Genomic DNA, 18,485 nt, shown 5'->3' with positions numbered 1-18,485 from the left:
TAACCTGAGTTCGACTTAATTTGATTGATAATTAAGCATGTTTTTAAATGTTGGTTTATTTGGTGATAAACAATAAGCGATGATTGCTGCCATTAGATTGACCATAAAATTGTTAACCGAGCGATGTCGGGTATGGTCAATCTGATGCAAGTTTTTTAGCTGATCATTCACGGTTTCAATCAATCCCCGTTTTGAAAGAAGCTGCTTCTCCATCTCATTATATTGAGGCAGGTTCTTCATATTCTTACGTCCAGTCGTTAAAATCTTAAGCCCTCGCTGTGATAAAACTTCGGCTTTAGCTTTACTGATATATCCCTTATCTGCGAGTAAAACTCCACTTAAGCCTTGACCTAACACATCCAGCATTTTGACATCGTGAACATTTCCTGATGTAAATGCAATATTAATAATTTCACCTAATTGATTGATAACCATGTGTAATTTAAAACCATAAAACCAACCCGTACTGCTTTTTCCTCGTCCTGCCAGGCCCTTAAAAACCTTATTCCTTGCAATACGACGATTATGGCAAACGATCAGTTTAGTTGAATCAATTAAGCTAATTCCTGTACATTGACCTTTAATTTGATGAAAGAAACACGTTAATGCTGTCAGACATTGAGGTAATAATTCAATCATTCTGTTATAGCTGGGCAGTGTAGGAAATGCTTCTTTCCAGAAGGGTCGAATCATATGGTTGTAATAATATTTGAAGAATCTAAAACCTGATTGATGGAACAGTACCGTGATGGTCATGATTTCAGATAAACACAGGGCTTTAGCTCTCTGTCGTCTTGGTTGTTGGTCGGAAATGAGAGCCGTTTTTAATGTTGATTCAAAATCTTTGCAAAAGTCATCTATTAAACAGAATATTTCAGTAATATAATCCACGGGAAAGCCTTTGTTGTTGCAGTTTTTTGTCTTTAGAACCAAAATCTTACAACTTCAAAGGCTTTTTCTTTGTTTCTTTTTTATGTCGAACTCAGGTTAAGTATTTCGTTAAAAAAGCACCTTGTGGTGCTTTTTTGTGCATGAATAAGCAGAAAAAATTTATGTATAAAGCCAAGCCAGTAATATGCTGATGGGCCAAATAAAAAGTCGCCACCAGCTGATCAAGGGATACCAGAAAAACTCACCGATCCGCATGGTTGAATCATAATTTTTTCTTGAGCGTTCATAACTATAGGGCGTGATCCAGCACGCTAAAATAAGCAATACAATTGCTAAAATCAGAATCACAGGCTGGGTTTGCCGGGTGAAAAAATAATAAATCATATAAAGACCTGAATAGAAACTCAGGCAGGCGAGCAGGGCGGTCACTGAAATATTCATGGTTTTTATCTATCTAATTTTTATTTTAAGTTAAGGTGAGAAGAATCAGATTAATCTGATTCTTCTTTATTTTCATCGGTTTCGACCTGTTTTAAAAGACGCGTAACTAAGAGTTGGTCAATTTTAAAATGGTCAACATCCACTACTTCAAATTTATAGTTACCATAGATCACTGTATCGGCAGGGCGTGGAATCTTGCGTAGACGGTACATCATGAAACCGGCAAGTGTTTCATAATTTTCTTCATCCGGCATTTCATCAATTTCAAGGGCATGTTTCAGGTCCTCAATTGGCGTGCTACCATCAATCAGCCAGGAATTGTTATCGCGCTTGATAATTTGCTGATCAGCTTCAATTGGCGTGACCCAGTCGCCCATGACGGTAATCATAATATCAGACAAGGTAATTACGCCAACCACCAAGGCATATTCGTTAATTACCACCGCAAACTTTTCTTTGGTGGAACGGAAACGGTCCAGTAATTCAGATAAAGTCAAAGTATCTGGAATGGTCAATACATTACGAATGGTACTTTCATTGAGTTGCAGTAAAGACTGGTTATTCAGAATACGCACCAGAATATCTTTAGCATCAACATAACCAATCACATCATCAATATTTTCACTACACACCAGAAACTTGGAATAAGGATATTCAGCCAGTTTTTGCCGGATACTGGCTTCAGATTCTTTCAAAGTAAAATAGATGACATTTTCACGAGTTGTCATACTCGAAGGAACATTACGTTCTTCAAGCTCAAACACGTTTTCAATAAAGTGATGTTCCTGTTTCTGTAATACACCTGCCTGCGCACCTGCATCCATGACAGCAGAAATATCATCAAAGGTGATGTTGTCTTCACGGGTGGTATTGACCTTGAACAGGCGAAATAACAGATTGGCAATGGCATTAATGAACCAGGCCAGTGGACGACATACGCTAATAAAAATTTGAATCGGGTTGATCACAGATACAGCAATTTTTTCCGGTGCAATCATGGCCAGACGTTTTGGCATCAAGTCTGCAAACAGAATGAATAATGACGTGACTAAAGTAAAAGACAAGGCAAAACCGATCGTTTCAGCCCACGCACCCGTATAGAAACGTGAAACTAGCTCGAGAAAATAAGGACGGAAAGCACCTTCACCTAAAATACCGCCAAGAATAGCAACAGCATTTAAACCGATTTGTGAAGCTGCAAAAAAGTCTGCTGAATTTTCCTGTAAATCCAACACTTGCTGAGCACGTTCATCCCCTGATTCAGCCAGTATTTTTAGTTTAACTTTACGTGCACCCGCCAGGGCAATTTCGGTGAGCGATAAGAATCCCGCACCCGCAATGAGGATGATGATGATGACGATATTTTGAAAGAGGCTCACAAATCCACCTGTGGATCATCATTATTATGAATATTTTTAACATAAAAGAAGGTCAGGTAGTAATGAAATGACTACCCGACTAAATACAGTATAAGCTTAAAAAAGAAGAATTTAAGAAAAATTGTGCTTAATAATGTGAAAATTGCGAATTATTCATTAAAAATTCACGATTTTCTTCTTCGATCATTTGGCGAGCCACATATAGAATGAGCTGGCGCAACCAGCGATGTGCTGGGTGATGATGCAATAACGGACACCATGCCATCTTCAATTCAAACTCGGGAATATAGAAGGGTGGATCTTTCATCAGCAGGTTCTGGTTTTTAGCCTGTAAACGTGCAATGCGTGTTGGCAAAGTCGCAACGAGGTCAACATTGGCAGCCAATAATCCGGGCATTTGATAGTGACGGGTAAATACCGAAATTTTACGCTTTTGACCAATACGTTCCAAAGCCTGATCAATCCAGCCCAAACCGGCCTGTTTTTCAGGATTGACCCCAAAGCCAACACCCATCCCTGTTTTAGAGACCCAAATATGCTGTGCATCTAAATAACTTTTAAGGTTTAAATTTCCTGCAGCAGGATGCTTGCTATTGAGCAAACAGGAAAAACTGTCTCGCCAGACCAGGACCTGGTGGAAACTTTGCGGAATTTCATTGAAACGGTTAATCGCCAGATCGACTTTGCCTTGTTCCATGTCACGGTAGGACACGTCACTGGGAGTTAAAAAGTCCAGTACCACATTGGGTGCTTCGGAGCGTAAGGCTTTAACCAAACGTGGTACTAAAGTCGCTTCAGCATAGTCCGAGGTCATAATGCGGAAAACACGATTCGATGTATAAGGACGGAACTCGGTACGCGGTTCCAGAATCATTGAAAGATCAGACAAGGCATCACGGATACGTGGCTGTAATTCCAAAGCACGTTCTGTGGGGGTCATTCCTTCAGAAGAACGAATTAACAGCGGATCATTAAATAAATTGCGTAAACGACGCAAAATGTTACTCATGGCAGGTTGGGTTACACCCAATTGTTCTGCGGCACGCGTGACATTTTTTTCGCGAAGCAGTACATCAAGATATATTAATAGATTGAGATCGACCCGCTCCAGATTCATACAAGAAATACCGAAAATAAGCTCATGAAATTATTTCGATTATGCCATAAGCGACAAGGCTTGTGTAGGAATATTGATGAAAAAAGAGACGGGATAATCGTGGAATTTTATATAGATAAAATGAATTAATGAATGAATTAACGAGGGTAAACGCCACACTTATTGAAGTAAAGTTAAATGAATCAGAGAGAAAAATTCGCAGATTTTAATACCAGATAAAGGCCTTTATTGAGTGAGCTATAAAGAGAAAATAGAAGAAATAAAATACAGTCATATTTTGATGATTTTGATTAAAAATTTACATAAATGACTAAAAAAGTAGCTGGTCAAGCTTTTTCCTTTCAAAGCACGACTTAAGTCTAATGAAGAAAAAATCGGCATTACGAACACTTTGTAAGCAAAAAATGATTTTGAGTAATTAAAATAAAGTTAATTAAAACAATAATTTAAAATTTTGAAACATAAATATAATAAGACTTTGATCTACATATTTTTTAAATAAATACTGGGAATTAATCGAGAATATTGGATTAATTTTTTAACTCAATCTAATCTGTGTTCATCTTAACGAAGCGCTCTAAATCTGAACAAATAATATGAGTGTGATTTTAGCCTTCGCTTGATGAAATCCTAATATTATTACAGGAAAATATCATGACTACATACCAAACAGCGATTGATGCAATCCGCGAATTAAAAGCGAAATTCGGCAACACTTGGGCAGACATCAGTGCTGAAGACGCTGCACGTATGCAAATGCAAAACCGTTTCAAAACTGGTTTAGACATTGCTAAATATACAGCTGCGATTATGCGTCGTGATATGGCTGCTTATGATGCTGATTCTAGCAAATATACTCAATCATTAGGTTGCTGGCACGGTTTCATCGCACAACAAAAAATGATTGCGAACAAAAAATACTTCGGTACGACTGAACGCCGTTATATCTACCTTTCTGGCTGGATGGTTGCAGCTCTTCGTTCAGAATTCGGTCCACTTCCTGACCAATCTATGCACGAAAAAACTTCTGTTCCTGCATTGATCGAAGAAATCTATACATTCTTGCGTCAAGCTGATGCGAAAGAATTAAACGATTTGTTCCGTGCACTTAAAAAAGCACAAGATGCTGGTGACACTGCTAAAGCTGCTGAAATCACTGCTCAAATCGACGGTTTCCAAACTCACGTTGTGCCAATTATTGCGGACATCGATGCTGGTTTCGGTAACGAAGAAGCGACTTACTTACTTGCTAAGAAAATGATCGAAGCGGGTGCTTGTGCACTACAAATCGAAAACCAGGTTTCTGATGCTAAACAATGTGGTCACCAAGCTGGTAAAGTAACAGTTCCACACGAAGACTTCATCGCGAAAATCCACGCGCTTCGCTATGCATTTTTAGAAATGGGTCTTGACGACGGTATCATCGTTGCACGTACTGACTCTGAAGGCGCTGACTTGACTCAAAAAATCCCAGTGGTTAAAGAGCCAGGTGACATCGCTTCTCAATACATCAGCTACTTAGACACAACTGAAATTGACATTTCAGAAGCGCAAGAAGACGAAATTCTGATCAAACGTGATGGTAAACTTCACCGTCCTAAACGTTTAGCATCTGGTTTGTACCAGTTCCGCGAAGGCACTCAAATCGACCGCGTTGTACTTGACTGTGTAACTAGCCTACAAAACGGTGCTGACCTGCTTTGGATCGAAACTGCAACTCCAAACGTTGACGAAATCGCTCACATGGTGAACCGTGTTAAAGAAGTTGTTCCAAATGCGAAACTTGTTTATAACAACTCACCATCGTTCAACTGGACTTTAAACTTCCGTCAACAAGCTTACGACCGTTGGGTTGCTGAAGGTAAAGACGTTTCTGCTTACGACCGTGCTAAATTAATGAGCGCTGAGTACGATGCTACTGAATTAGCTGCTGAAGCTGACGAAAAAGTTCGTACATTCCAGGCAGATGCTTCTCGTGAAGCAGGTGTGTTCCACCACTTGATCACACTTCCGACTTACCACACAGCTGCTCTTTCTACTCACGAGCTTGCTCAAGGTTACTTCGGTTCTGAAGGTATGTTGGCTTATGTTGCTGGCGTACAACGTAAAGAAATCCGCGGTACCATCGCTTGTGTGAAACACCAAGCAATGGCGGGTTCTGACATCGGTGACGACCACAAAGAAATCTTCGCTGGTGACAATGCCCTTAAAGCTGGTGATGACTCTAAAAACACTATGAACCAATTCTCTGCTCACTAAGCACTGAACTGATTCAAAAAACCCGGCACAAGCCGGGTTTTTTTATGTCTTAAAGAAAGTTTAGAATGAGATATAAAAAAGCACCTGATAAAAGGTGCTTTTTGAAAATTGATAAAGATGAAAGCCGTAAAATGATTACTGGATTAAAATAATCAGCCAGACAAAGAAGATGATGCCAAGGGCTACAAACTGTGCAGCACTGCCCATGTCTTTGGCATTTTTTGAAAGTGGATGTTTGTCCAAAGAAATACGATCGACCACGGCTTCAATTGCTGAATTCAATAATTCCACAATCAAAGCCAGTAAGCAGACAGCAACCATGAGCGCTTGTTCAACCGCGGTCACATCAAGAAAAAAACTGCCCGGAATGAGTACGACATTGATCAGGACGATTTGACGAAAAGCGGCTTCATGGATAAATGCAGATTTAAAACCAGCAAGAGAATACTGGGTTGCATTCAATACACGCTTAACACCGGTTTTACCTTTAAAGGGGGAATAAGAGTTCATTGCACTTAAATATTCAATAATTTGCACCATCATATTTGGTTTTGCTTAAGCAAAAATTAATTACATTAACTTAATTAAAATATTGAAATGCAATAGTAAAAAATATGTCCTAAGCTTGCTTTAAAAGCCGTGGTAATTTAATAAAGAAAACTCCTTCACATTTTCTCCTTATTTAAGGCAAAGTCTTATTTTTCTGTTAAATATGATTGGCTTTTATAGTTTTGTCATTGATGATCAAGATCAGATCAATCATTTTAGTTATTCAATGATCGAGTTGAATTTTTTTATACCTTAGCACTTAAGTGACCAGGATATATGCTGTCTAGATTTTTTATTCATCGACCGATTTTTGCAGGTGTTTTAGCCATTATCCTGATGGCTTTTGGGGTTTTTGCAACGCTGAATTTACCGGTAGAGCGCTTTCCTGACATCGCCCCGCCACGGATTAGCGTCAGTGCCAGCTACAATGGTGCTTCAGCAGAAACGGTGGAAGAAAGTGTCACCCAGGTGCTGGAACAGCAAATAAAAGGCATTGATCATTTGCTGTATTTTAGTTCCAGCAGTGATTCATCCGGGCGCAGTCGCATTAACATCAGTTTTGAAAATGGCACTGATCCCGATACTGCACAAGTCCAGGTACAAAATGCAATTAATGGCGTGCTGAACCGTTTACCGGATGAAGTGCAACGTCAGGGAGTGAATGTATTCAAGTCACTGGGTGACACGCACATGGTCATTGGCCTATATGATGCTTCGGGAAAAAGTGACAGCATTGCCTTATCCGACTACATGCAGACCCACCTGGAAGAAGATCTGGCACGTATAGATGGTGTGGGGGAGGTTGATGTCTTTGGTTCGCAATATGCCATGCGCATCTGGCTAAACCCGTTAAAATTAAAACAATACAATTTAATGCCGAGTGATATCCGCGCCGCTATTGAAGCGCAAAATACCCAGGTTGCAGCAGGGGCGGTGGGTGATTTACCGACAGTAGCAGACCAGTATTTAAATGCCAAAGTCACTTCTGGTTCACGTTTAAAAACGGTGCCGGAATTTGAAAATATCATTGTCAAATCTGCGCGTGATGGCAGCTTTATTTATTTAAAAGATGTCGCCCGAATTGAACTGGGGGCAGAAAATTATCAATCCATGAATACCATCAACGGCTTTCCTTCTGCCGGGATAGGTATTTCGCTGGCTTCCGGTGCCAATGCCCTGGCGACTTCAGCACTGATTCAGGCTGAAGTGGAGCAGATTTCGAAGCAGCTTCCTGAAGGCTATAAGCTGGTTTATCCGCGTGATAATACGCCATTTGTCAAAGAATCCATTAAAGAAGTGGTGAAAACCCTGGTGGAGGCCGTGTTGCTGGTGATTGTGGTGATGTTCCTGTTCCTGCAAAACTGGCGCGCGACGCTGATTCCAGCAATTACCGTACCGGTGGTCCTGCTGGGCACGATGGCGATATTGTATGTGCTTGGCTTGAGTATCAATACGCTCACCCTTTTTGCTCTGGTCCTGGCGATTGGGCTGCTGGTGGATGATGCCATTGTGGTGGTGGAAAATATTGAGCGGCTGATGCATGAGAAAAACCTGACGGCTCAGCAGGCATCACTTGAATCCATGCAGGAAATTAGTGGGGCATTGGTGGGGATCACGCTGGTACTGACAGCGGTGTTTATTCCCATGGCATTTTTTGGTGGTTCAACCGGGGTAATTTACCGCCAGTTTTCCATTACTTTAGTTGTCGCTATGGCTTTATCGCTGGCTGTTGCCCTGATTTTAACGCCAGCTTTATGCGCTCTGATTTTAAAGCCGAATCCACAGCCTGCCCGATGGGCGGTTTGGTTCAATCAAAACTTGGATGGCTTAAAAAGGCGCTATCTTCAATTATCGACTTTGACTTTGCAGCATAAAGCCATTTGTTTGCTACTGTTTGCTGCACTGATCAGTGTTTTTGCCTTGTTTTATCGGGCCTTGCCGACCAGTTTTATTCCCAGTGAAGATCAGGGCATTCTCAATGTGCAGTTTAAGCTGGCAGATGGTGCACCGATGTCGAAAAGTTCCGAAATTGGTGAGCAGATTAGACAGTATTTTTTGCAAAATGAAAAACAGAATGTAAATCTTGTGATGGTGCGTTATGGTCGTAATATGGCGGGAACGGGACAAAACTTAGGTCAGGGTTTTATTGCCTTAAAGCCTTGGGATGAGCGTTCTGGCAAAGAAAATTCAGCCCAAGCGATTCGGGAACGCGCCTTAAAGCATTTTAAAAAGAATCCGAATGCACAGATTAATGTGACGATGCCGGCTTCGGTCAGTGGTTTAGGCCAGACTGACGGGCTGGATTTCTGGATTCGTGATATCAATGGTCAAGGTCGTGCCTATCTGGATAGCCAGTTTAAGCAATTGCAGCAGCAGGCAAAACAATACAGCACTTTTGAAAATCTGGATAAGCGTTCAAATCCTGATAAAGCCGGTTTGAAGGTCAATATTGACCAGAAACTGGCGATGGCCAATGGACTGTCACAAACCGCCATTAACAGTACCTTGGCGAGTGCATGGGGTGGCAGCTATATCAATGATTTTATTGATCGCGGCCGGATTAAACGGGTGATGATGCAGGGCGATGCCGAATTCCGTTCTAAACCTGAAGACCTGCAATATTGGTATGTGCGCAATGACTTGAATCAGATGGTGTCTTTTAGCAATTTTGCCACGGTCAGCTGGAGTGGCGGGCCAGATGTGGTAAACCGTTATATGGGCTATACCGCCCTACAAATGGAAGCGGATACTGCCAAGGATGTCAGCTCGGGCGTGGCAATGGGGGATGTTGAGCAACTGGTGGCACAGCACCCGGGGATAGACGTGGCATGGAGCGGTTTGTCCTATGAAGAAAAACAGTCCAGTAATCAGGCTTTATTGCTGTATGTGCTGTCAATCGGCTTTATTTTCCTATGTCTGGCGGCACTGTACGAAAGCTGGTCTATTCCTACGACGGTATTAAGTGCCATTCCTTTGGGGATTGGCGGCAATATCCTGTTCAGTTATTTTGCCGGTTTTCCAAACGACATTTATTTCCAGATTGCTTTGCTCACCACAATGGGTTTGTCCTGTAAAAATGCCATTTTAATTGTCGAGTTTGCCGCACTTGCCGAGCAACAAGGTCGCAGTGTGATTGAGGCTGCACTGGAAGGGGCCAGTCTGCGTTTACGCCCAATTCTGATGACTTCTCTGGCCTTTGGTGCAGGGGTAATTCCGTTGGTATTTGCCTTTGGTGCAGGGGCTGCTAGCCGTCAGGAAATCGGGGTGAGCGTATTAGGTGGAGTGATGTTTGCGACCGTTTTGGTGCTGATTTTTATTCCCTTTATGTATGTGCTGATTCGTACCCTGTTGAAAACCAAACCGAAAACATAATCTGATTAGTTCTATCCTTCAATATTCCTTTAGCGAAAAGAGAATATTGAAGGATTTTCTTGTTATATAAGACTGTTCAATAGTTAAGATATCTTTGTAAATGTCTCAGTCAAATTAGGCTGAGGTAGCTTGATTTCAGCCGGCTTTCACTACATTAATCATATCTATACACAGCATGTAGAAAAGACATGATGTAATCTCGATTATTTAGATCATTATTTTTTTGGAATGTGGCAATGCCAGAGCAACAACAAAAAAAATTGAGCCAACAGGAAGTCGTACGTTTGGAACGCGATTTAGCCAAGTTCGCGAATATGATGGATTCGGTTGTACGGATTCCATTCACCAAACAAGGTGTGGGGGCAGATGCTGCCTTAAGTACCATTCCTGTGGCTGGCGATGTTGCCGGTTTTGTATTGACCTGTTATGCCATTTATAAAGCCAAGCAAATTGGTGTACCGCAAAGCAAACTGACTCCAGTGCTGAGATTGGCTATGATGGATGCGGTGGTCGGTTTTATTCCCGTTGCTGGAACGATTTTTGACGTTTTTATTCGTCCTAGTCGTAAAGCCTTAGCCATTGTGCATGATCATATTCGTGAGGAATATCAGATTCGTAGTGAGTCACATGTCACCCATCCCTTTTTGCATGAACGACTGGAACAGAAGCAGCAGTCTTCTGCATTTTGGCGGAATCCTGTCGTGGCCTGGATCTGGCTGCACCTTCCTGACTTATTGGGCGTTATTGTTATCATTTTATTAATTATGGCCATATGGCTGGGACTTGGCTGGTTATGGCAATGGTGGCAATCACTGAATATTTAAGGTCATGCAAGATCAATCAATCGACGATATTGCTGTCAATATAGCGCTCATAAGTGGCGTGAATCATTGATTTCAATGACCGTCTATTAGCGGATCTAGCCACAAAAAAGCCTCCATCATGGAGGCTTTTTATATCCCGTCTATCTAAACAGATTATGGGCAATTTAACTGTTGTAATGCAGCCACACGTTGTTCAATACTAGGGTGGGTCTGGAACAATGCAGCCAAGCTGAAACCTTGTTCTTTGCCTTCTGCAATAGAGAAAGCTTTCATTTCTTTCGGCATTTGATCTGGCAATTCTGATTCTGCCTGTAAACGCAGTAACGCAGAAATCATCGCCTGTTTACCGGCTAAACGTGCACCCGCTTCATCAGCACGGTATTCACGGTGACGAGAGAACCACATGACAATCGCTGAGGCCAGAATACCAAACACGATATCCAGTACCATGGTAATGGCAAAATAAGCCAGGCCTGGTGCTTCACCATCTTCGCGACCAAATACATTACGGTCAATAAAGTCACCGACCACACGTGCAAAGAACATGACAAAGGCGTTGACTACACCTTGAATCAAGGCAAGCGTGACCATATCACCATTGGCAACGTGACCAATTTCGTGCGCAAGCACCGCACGAAGTTCGTCTTTATTCATGCGTTCGAGCAAGCCTGTTGAAACGGCAACCAATGCATCGTTTTTATTCCAGCCTGTAGCGAAAGCATTGGACTGATAAGATGGGAAAATACCCACTTCTGGCATGTTAATGCCGGCACGTTGCGATAATTGCGCAATTTCTTGTAATAACCATGCTTCAGCCTGGTTACGCGGAGCATTGGGGTCGATCAACTCTGTCCCGGTAGATTTTTTTGCCATCCATTTCGACATAAACAACGAAATGAGAGAGCCAACCATACCAAAGACAAAACAGATGACCATCAGGTTGCCTAGATTTAAGCCACCCGCGCCATGGTAACTACCGACACCGAAGAGTGACAAGATAATGCCAGCTACTACCAGTACCGCGAGGTTGGTTAGCAAGAACAAACCAATCCGCATCATTGGGAAAATCCTCTTATAATAAAAAAATAATCTGATTTATAAATCAAAAATCATCTTTCTAAATATGAGGTGTAAGTCTTAAAAATTCAAGGAAAAATTAAGAAAACTCGATAATGGCGCAGTTTCTAAAACAATTTAATTGTCAACAATTGAAATTCTTGCGGAAGCTGTTGCATGTGCCGTGGCATACGAGCCGGGGGCATCGGTGAAACTGCCATCGGATGCCATGATAATTTGACGCTGTGAACTATAACGACGGGCTGCATGTGATGAAGCGGATTTATCATTGTTGGATTGGGCAATAATTTTGCCGCCATCGGAACCAGATTTTGTTGAGTTCGAACTATGACCCAAGCCATTGGCATATAAGTTGCTGAAACGGCTGCTCACACGTCTGACATAGTCCTGGGTTTCTCTGAAAGGTGGAATACCGCCATATTTGGCTACATTGCCTTCACCCGCATTGTAACTGGCCAGAACCAGTGAGGTATTGCCGTTAAAGCGTTTCATTAACCAGGATAAATATTTTGCTCCACCCATAATATTTTGATAGGGATCAAAGGCATTTGAAACATTAAAACGTCTTGCCGTCGCAGGCATGAGCTGCATCAGGCCTTGGGCACCGACAGGTGAGCGTGCATTGACATTAAAGCCTGATTCAGTATGCATGACTGCTTTAATCAGACCTTCAGATATGCCATGTTGAGACGCGGCTTGTTTAATAATGGAATCGAAAGCATTTTTATTGCGGCTATAACTCGGCAGTACCGAAGCTTCGGATGAACCCCAGTTACTATAACTATGGATATTGCTGTCTGGGTAATACGTTTTTTTCTCGACTTTGAGATGGTTGTAACGATTTTTCTTGTTGGTGAGCAAGGTCGTACCATTCGAATCTTTTAATTGATAAATGGTCTGGCCGGCATGACTGGTCGTTGCAACAGATTGAACTGCTACACACCCCAAAAAATAAAGTCCAATTTTTACAAAGTTATTTTTCATTTTTATAAATAGAAAACATGTGTTCCAAACAGTACAAGTGGAGTTTAACAAAAAAAAACAAGATGGAAAGTATTACTCCATTAATTTTACCAATAGTTTGTAAAAATCAAGTACCGTTTGTTGAGATAGTAATCAAAAAAAATATTAATTTTTTTTTAATCAGGATAACTTGACACATATAAACAATTGATTTTAATTAATATTTAAATTGATCAAAAAATGATCAATTTAAATAGAAGCCTTAAATAACAGGTCTGACACCTTGTCAAGTGTTTTAAAATCCACAAAGTTATCCACAGGTTTTGTGGACAACTGTGGAAAAGTACAAATGGCAAGCATTGTGGCTCAAAACTGAACTCGTCAGGTCAAAATAAACGTGAGAGTTTTAGATGAAAAGGGTAGTAATAAACAATTTGCAGAAATTACATTCTTTTGGTGCGTGTTCAGACTGAATCGGATAAAATTACGCGGTATTTTTATTTATGGGTAAATCTCGTCTATGTACTCGCCAGTTGAGTCCGAACAAGGATTTAATTTCAAACCAGAACTGCCCACTAGTTCGGCATATTACCGTTTGTTGAAAAAGCTTCGCCGTCAAGTCGGTCATGCCATTCGTGATTTTAAAATGATCGAAGATGGCGACAAGGTAATGGTCTGTATTTCTGGGGGTAAAGACAGTTATACCTTGCTGGATATTTTGTTGCAATTTAAACGCATTGCACCGATCAACTTTGATGTAGTTGCAGTAAACCTGGATCAAAAGCAGCCGGGTTTCCCTGAAGATGTCTTACCACGTTATTTAGAGGAAAATAAAATTCCTTATTATATTCTGGAAAAAGACACTTATAGTATTACTAAAAAACTGACGCCTGAAGGTAAAACCTACTGTGCAGTGTGTTCACGTCTACGTCGTGGTTCATTGTATGGCTTTGCTCAAGAAATTGGTGCGACCAAAGTCGCTTTGGGTCATCACCGTGATGACATTATGGCAACTTTCTTCTTGAACCTGTTCCATGGTGGCAGCTTAAAGGCCATGCCACCGAAACTGTTGTCATCTGACAAGAAAAATATCCTGATTCGTCCGCTGGCTTATGTGGAAGAAAAAGACATCATCAAATATGCAGAAATGCGCCAGTTCCCGATTATTCCGTGTAACTTATGTGGTTCACAGGAAAATTTACAGCGTGCCATGATTAATGACATGCTGCGTGAATGGGATAAGCAGTATCCAAAACGTTTACACAGTATTTTTGGTGCTATGCAGAATGTATCGCCTTCACAATTGGCTGACCGTGAACTGTTTGACTTTGAAGCTTTAGATGCACAGCGTGAAATTGATTTCACTGGCAGCTGTTCAACTGAAGAAGAAGGGCAAAACAAACGGATCAATATGGTTAATTTAGGTTTTGTTGCGGACTAAGCGCATTTTTAGACACCAATTTTAGCATTGGTGTCTATTTTATTTAACTTTATATATCTGATTTCTTTAATAAATGTATTAAAAACTTAAAAATTGAACGCATCGTACAAAAAACGTTAAGCAGAAAACAATTTTACATGCTATAACAAGCTTCAAGCAAAATAGCTTCACAAAGATGTTGTCTGGATAGGCGACACAAATGCACAAATAAATTGAGGAAAGATCATGCCTGCCTTTTTAACTGATGATTGGTTTTCAACTGTAGAAACATTAACTGCGCAAGCTGGTGATTTAAACTTGCCACCTGCACTGGCAAATTTAGCCATCAACCTGGTGGTGTCTGATGCTCAAGGCAATACAGAATTGTCTCTTGATGGTGGTGCAATCAAAAAAGGTCTATCTTCAAATGCGAAAACCACGTTGAACATGGATGGGGAAACTCTGCGTAAAGTGTTCCTTGAATTTGATATGGCTGCTGCAATGCAAGCCTTCATGACTGGTAAAATCAAAGTTCAAGGCGATATGTCTCAATTGATGGCTTTACAAACAGCCAAGCCAAGCCAAGAGCAAAAAGATTTATTCAAAAAAGTGCTTGAGCAAACAGTTTAAGGGCTTTTTGCTTCAGAACTATCGCTTAAGTTATTTTAAGCACAAAAAAGCTTACCCTAGGGTAAGCTTTTTTTATCTGGAAGATATTATGAAAGATATTAAATATTTACTAACTCTGAAGTTTTAATATGTTCTAGATAGGCACGGATACGGGTTACATATTGTACCGCTTGACGGTAACGACCATTGCTGGCCTTGTTACGCTCTAAATAACTATACAAGTTAACCCAGTTGTTCGGATTTTTATCTTGAGCCTGAATGCGGTTTTGAATCTGCTCGACTGCCCCCGGTCCCATATTATAGGCAACCAGCGCATACCAGTTACGGTCAGGCAAAGGGACATCTGAAAATCGACTTAACATCTGGTCGTAATATTTCGCACCGCCTTCAATACTTTGTGCCGGATCGGTTCGGTTACTCACCCCCATGGCTTTGGCAGTGCTATTGGTCAGCATCATCAATCCGCGAACACCGGTCGGGGAAACGGAATTCGGTTTTAAATACGATTCCTGATAACCAATTGCTGCCAGCAAATGCCAATCTAAATCATATTTTGCTGCGGTATTTTTAAAGCTGGCTTTATAAATCGGCATACGCTGATTTAAGTCACGTTGGATACTATCCCATGAATGTTCTTGTACCACATTCTGATTATAGAACGATGCCAATTGGCGAATTGTACCAGACTGTTTGCCCTGACAGACAAAGCCACTTGCAGTTTGGGCAAGTGGATCATTTGCATGTTTAAAGACCCAGTTCAGGCTGGTATTTAGACCATTCTGTTGCAGGCTGCTTATATCACCACAGGTTGCTGAAAAAGAGGTTAAACGCTTTTGTTCAATTTCACTGATATTTGCAGTGGTCATGGCAAAGTTGGCTTTACCTTGTGAAACCCATTTCAGTGCTGTGGCATTATCAGGTACAGTTTTAAACACCAGCTTGACATTCAAGCTGTTGGCATAGTTACGTGCCAGGTCATAACCAAAACCATGCTGGTGCGAGCCATCTTTAAATACTGTGGTTGGGTTTTCAACTGAAACCACGGTGAGCTGTTTACCGCTGACCACAGCATCGTACTGGAATGACTTACTTGCATTGATACTATGGAATGGAAATAACACGGTGCTAAATGCAAGAATTTTTAACGAGAGAGAAGAAGTTAAAGGTTTAAGGCAAAGCCTCGCCCCAGAAGTTGAACTACTGTGCATGTTGTCTCCGCTACAAGTAATTTATGCCCTAAAAGCAAAGGCAAACAGGCCTCAGACTTTTACAAGTTTGATAAATTCAATAAGGGTTGGGCAGTCATGACGTCATTCAAAATGACATAGGATTAAAAGGAGAATCATGTAGAATTTCTACATAGATTAAAAATTAAGCAAACTAAAAACATGGGCGCATAATAAGGCTGAAAAATATACTTGTCAAATTTTGTACGAAAATTTTTAGAAAAATGTAGCATAACAAATTAATTTTATTGAAGAATTAATTTTATAAACTTTAGTTGTGTGTAAATACGGGATAGAATAGCTCATTCTTGTAAAGAAATTGTAAGCAAAACTTCAAAAATCATCATGAAATCTAACTTAATTACACGTGCTGGACATGACAAATTAGTCGCAGAATTACAATACTTGTGGCACGAAGAGCGACCAGAAATTACCCGGAAAGTGAACTGGGCAGCGAGTCTTGGTGATCGATCGGAAAACGCGGATTATCAATACAACAAGCAAATTTTACGCAAGATTGACCGTCGTGTCCGTTACTTGGGCAAGCGTTTAGAAGAGCTCAAAATTATTGATTTTTCACCTGAGCAAGAGGGCAAAGTATATTTTGGTGCTTGGGTGGATATTGAAAACGAGGACGGTGAGCAAAAAACCTTGCGCATCGTTGGTGTAGATGAAATTTATGATCATCATCCACAGCATATTTCCATTGATTCACCTATGGCACGGGCTTTACTGGGCAAGCAGGTAGATGATGAAGTAAAGGTGCTGACTCCATCGGGTGAAAAACTCTGGTATGTGAATGAAATTCGTTATGAAAAGCCTGAAAATTCAGCAGATTAACAAATTTTGTTTTTATTTTAAGCGGTTGGTAAGAAAAATATAGAAAAGTATTTGCCAAGATGGAATTTTATTTATATTATAGCCGCCATTGGAAGCGTGGCAGAGCGGTTTAATGCACCGGTCTTGAAAACCGACGAGGGTGTGAGTCCTCCGTGAGTTCGAATCTCACCGCTTCCGCCAAATATCTAAATAAGCCCTTGTTTTTACAAGGGCTTATTTTTTATCTGTAGTTTTACCTCTCAACCTACCCCCACATTAAAATTTGGATTGAATTGGCTTCGTTAAGTTGTATTCGGAAGATAAAGGAATGCAGTTTAAAAAATGCTGTCTAAAGCAAACTATATTTATAATGCCACTACAAGGGGAATTGGGGCGTTTAAGATGGCATGATTTAAATCGTGTGTACTTAAAGACTGGCGTACGGATTGTTCTAGCATAACAGATTCTCGTTTTATGAATTATGTGCCTACAATTGCAATAGGGTTGTCTTAAAATTTTTGAGGTTGCCAGCCGCCACCCAGAGATTTGTAAACTGCTACAGCGGCAAGGGCTGAATCAGTTTGTGCTTGAAGCTTTCTATCTGAAAATTGCAAAGCATTTGAATCTGCTTTTAATACTTCTATTCGACTGTTAATCCCTTTTTTATAGGCAATTAGAGCAATTTTCTGTGCATGCTTTAATGCATTTTCTCCATCTTGAAGAGCGATTAACTGCTCTTGTTGTTTGGACAGGGTTGTTAAAGAATTTTCTACATCTTCTGCTGCATGTAAGACGGCTAATTGATAGGCTGCAAGCATTTCAGCTTCTTGCCCTTTAGCTATCTGAGTCTTTAGATCATGAGCTTCGCCAATTTGGAATTCGTGTATCAATTGTTCAGCCTTCATTTACTAAAACCAATTTGGATAAGAATAGCCCTTTAGCAAGTTCTAAAATTCCTGAATATGACAATGAGCGCAACTTAGCTACTCATGCCATCTTAAAACAGATTGATCAAGCACCTCAGCCCGATAGTGTTGCTGAGACAATTGTTACAGCGGCACTCAATAATTGGCAAATGCGCCGTACACCATCTGGGCAAGCCTCTTTATTAAGTAAATTGCGTCGATTTATGCCGAGTGGCCCAGTTGATAAAAGTATTAGAAAGACTTTTGGTTTGAGTTAAATTTTAATTTATTTATTTCAATAAATCAGATCTATCAGAAGAGTAAACTCTGAGGAGGGATTGGATACAGTCGATGATTTTTATTTAAATTCTAAGTCAGTTAGAGGCTAAAAATCGATTAATTTAAACAATATAATGTTTTTATTGAGGATATTCAGCAACGGTTGCAACAGTCGGTACAGGCTTTGAATTAGCAAAAGGAGGTAATTTACCTCCTTTATTTTTTGCCAAAGATCATATCAATTATTTATACAAATGCTGAGAAAACCTCAATACAAGTCATTTATTAATAATGAATAACTACATCGAGACAATATTCACTGTTAGTCGTTATA

General features: G+C 40.6%; 14 protein-coding genes, 1 tRNA gene and 2 pseudogenes. 8 read left to right on the top strand and 9 right to left on the bottom strand.

Annotated elements, in window-relative coordinates; translation table 11 throughout:
- Positions 1–15: 15 nt before the first annotated feature.
- From JFY49_RS11140 to JFY49_RS11125, 4 genes are all read right to left on the bottom strand, one after another.
- Positions 16–891 carry an IS982 family transposase gene (locus JFY49_RS11140; protein ID WP_200222939.1) on the bottom strand — a complete coding sequence of 292 codons (876 nt, stop codon included), beginning with the start codon at positions 889–891 and terminating at the stop codon, positions 16–18.
- 159 nt (positions 892–1,050) lie between these two features.
- On the bottom strand, positions 1,051–1,326 hold the full coding sequence (locus JFY49_RS11135) for a hypothetical protein (protein WP_395518553.1): 276 nt from the start codon (positions 1,324–1,326) through the stop codon (positions 1,051–1,053).
- A 56-nt stretch (positions 1,327–1,382) separates the two neighbouring features.
- Positions 1,383–2,711, bottom strand: coding sequence for a hemolysin family protein (locus JFY49_RS11130; protein WP_200222935.1), 1,329 nt, complete (start codon positions 2,709–2,711; stop codon positions 1,383–1,385).
- Between the two features lie 127 nt (positions 2,712–2,838).
- Complete coding sequence (locus tag JFY49_RS11125; protein WP_086196263.1) at positions 2,839–3,828, bottom strand: LysR family transcriptional regulator; 990 nt, start codon at positions 3,826–3,828, stop codon at positions 2,839–2,841.
- A gap of 654 nt (positions 3,829–4,482) precedes the next feature.
- Between JFY49_RS11125 and JFY49_RS11120 the strand changes: the two genes are divergently transcribed.
- Positions 4,483–6,087, top strand: a complete 1,605-nt coding sequence (locus tag JFY49_RS11120; RefSeq protein WP_086196262.1) for an isocitrate lyase — start codon at positions 4,483–4,485, stop codon at positions 6,085–6,087.
- A 135-nt stretch (positions 6,088–6,222) separates the two neighbouring features.
- Here the strand turns inward: JFY49_RS11120 and JFY49_RS11115 are convergent, their stop codons facing one another.
- On the bottom strand, positions 6,223–6,597 hold the full coding sequence (locus JFY49_RS11115) for a diacylglycerol kinase (protein ID WP_200224865.1): 375 nt from the start codon (positions 6,595–6,597) through the stop codon (positions 6,223–6,225).
- A 315-nt stretch (positions 6,598–6,912) separates the two neighbouring features.
- On the opposite strand from JFY49_RS11115, the gene JFY49_RS11110 reads away from it, so the two are divergent.
- Positions 6,913–10,008 carry a multidrug efflux RND transporter permease subunit gene (locus tag JFY49_RS11110; RefSeq protein ID WP_200222933.1) on the top strand — a complete coding sequence of 1,032 codons (3,096 nt, stop codon included), beginning with the start codon at positions 6,913–6,915 and terminating at the stop codon, positions 10,006–10,008.
- A gap of 236 nt (positions 10,009–10,244) precedes the next feature.
- Entirely contained in the window at positions 10,245–10,832 is a 588-nt protein-coding gene (locus JFY49_RS11105) for a DUF4112 domain-containing protein (RefSeq protein ID WP_180176567.1), read from the top strand.
- Positions 10,833–10,985: 153 nt separating this feature from the next.
- Here JFY49_RS11105 and htpX read toward each other — a convergent pair whose 3' ends face one another.
- Together htpX and JFY49_RS11095 are read right to left on the bottom strand one after the other, a co-directional pair.
- A complete protein-coding gene (gene htpX, locus JFY49_RS11100) occupies positions 10,986–11,891 on the bottom strand; it encodes a protease HtpX (protein WP_166167439.1) in 906 nt (301 codons plus the stop codon).
- Positions 11,892–12,026: 135 nt separating this feature from the next.
- Positions 12,027–12,893 (bottom strand): lytic transglycosylase domain-containing protein, encoded by an 867-nt coding sequence (locus tag JFY49_RS11095; RefSeq protein ID WP_200222926.1) that lies wholly within the window; start codon positions 12,891–12,893, stop codon positions 12,027–12,029.
- A gap of 499 nt (positions 12,894–13,392) precedes the next feature.
- Between JFY49_RS11095 and ttcA the strand changes: the two genes are divergently transcribed.
- Positions 13,393–14,313, top strand: coding sequence for a tRNA 2-thiocytidine(32) synthetase TtcA (gene ttcA, locus JFY49_RS11090; RefSeq protein WP_200222925.1), 921 nt, complete (start codon positions 13,393–13,395; stop codon positions 14,311–14,313).
- 225 nt (positions 14,314–14,538) lie between these two features.
- A complete protein-coding gene (locus JFY49_RS11085; protein WP_086196256.1) occupies positions 14,539–14,922 on the top strand; it encodes an SCP2 sterol-binding domain-containing protein in 384 nt (127 codons plus the stop codon).
- Positions 14,923–15,020: 98 nt separating this feature from the next.
- Here the strand turns inward: JFY49_RS11085 and JFY49_RS11080 are convergent, their stop codons facing one another.
- The gene (locus JFY49_RS11080) at positions 15,021–16,130 is read right to left on the bottom strand and encodes a transglycosylase SLT domain-containing protein (protein ID WP_200222918.1); all 1,110 of its coding nucleotides are present in this window, start codon (positions 16,128–16,130) and stop codon (positions 15,021–15,023) included.
- 363 nt (positions 16,131–16,493) lie between these two features.
- On the opposite strand from JFY49_RS11080, the gene greB reads away from it, so the two are divergent.
- Positions 16,494–16,988: a transcription elongation factor GreB gene (greB, locus tag JFY49_RS11075; RefSeq protein ID WP_166167429.1), complete on the top strand. Its 495-nt coding sequence runs from the start codon at positions 16,494–16,496 to the stop codon at positions 16,986–16,988.
- A 90-nt stretch (positions 16,989–17,078) separates the two neighbouring features.
- Positions 17,079–17,168: transfer RNA gene (locus JFY49_RS11070), tRNA-Ser, on the top strand.
- A 308-nt stretch (positions 17,169–17,476) separates the two neighbouring features.
- Here JFY49_RS11070 and JFY49_RS11065 read toward each other — a convergent pair.
- Positions 17,477–17,812: pseudogene (locus tag JFY49_RS11065) on the bottom strand (TolC family protein); the annotation flags it as partial.
- Here JFY49_RS11065 and JFY49_RS11060 point away from each other — a divergent pair.
- Positions 17,806–18,150 (top strand): annotated as a pseudogene (locus JFY49_RS11060) (short-chain dehydrogenase/reductase); the annotation flags it as partial. The pseudogenes JFY49_RS11065 and JFY49_RS11060 sit on opposite strands and share 7 nt — an antisense overlap.
- Between the last annotated feature and the right edge of the window lie 335 nt (positions 18,151–18,485).

Source organism: Acinetobacter sp. CS-2, from assembly GCF_016599715.1.
GTDB lineage: Bacteria > Pseudomonadota > Gammaproteobacteria > Pseudomonadales > Moraxellaceae > Acinetobacter.
Note: the sequence above shows the minus strand (reverse complement) of the source record. Positions and strands in the feature narration are given on the sequence as shown.

Coding starts and splice junctions, on each gene's coding strand:
- JFY49_RS11125 (WP_086196263.1), bottom strand. CDS start 3,828: ATGAATCTGGAGCGGGTCGATCTCAATCTATTAATATATCTTGATGTA.
- JFY49_RS11120 (WP_086196262.1), top strand. CDS start 4,483: ATGACTACATACCAAACAGCGATTGATGCAATCCGCGAATTAAAAGCG.
- JFY49_RS11115 (WP_200224865.1), bottom strand. CDS start 6,597: ATGAACTCTTATTCCCCCTTTAAAGGTAAAACCGGTGTTAAGCGTGTA.
- JFY49_RS11110 (WP_200222933.1), top strand. CDS start 6,913: ATGCTGTCTAGATTTTTTATTCATCGACCGATTTTTGCAGGTGTTTTA.
- JFY49_RS11105 (WP_180176567.1), top strand. CDS start 10,245: ATGCCAGAGCAACAACAAAAAAAATTGAGCCAACAGGAAGTCGTACGT.
- htpX (WP_166167439.1), bottom strand. CDS start 11,891: ATGATGCGGATTGGTTTGTTCTTGCTAACCAACCTCGCGGTACTGGTA.
- JFY49_RS11095 (WP_200222926.1), bottom strand. CDS start 12,893: ATGAAAAATAACTTTGTAAAAATTGGACTTTATTTTTTGGGGTGTGTA.
- ttcA (WP_200222925.1), top strand. CDS start 13,393: ATGTACTCGCCAGTTGAGTCCGAACAAGGATTTAATTTCAAACCAGAA.
- JFY49_RS11085 (WP_086196256.1), top strand. CDS start 14,539: ATGCCTGCCTTTTTAACTGATGATTGGTTTTCAACTGTAGAAACATTA.
- JFY49_RS11080 (WP_200222918.1), bottom strand. CDS start 16,130: ATGCACAGTAGTTCAACTTCTGGGGCGAGGCTTTGCCTTAAACCTTTA.
- greB (WP_166167429.1), top strand. CDS start 16,494: ATGAAATCTAACTTAATTACACGTGCTGGACATGACAAATTAGTCGCA.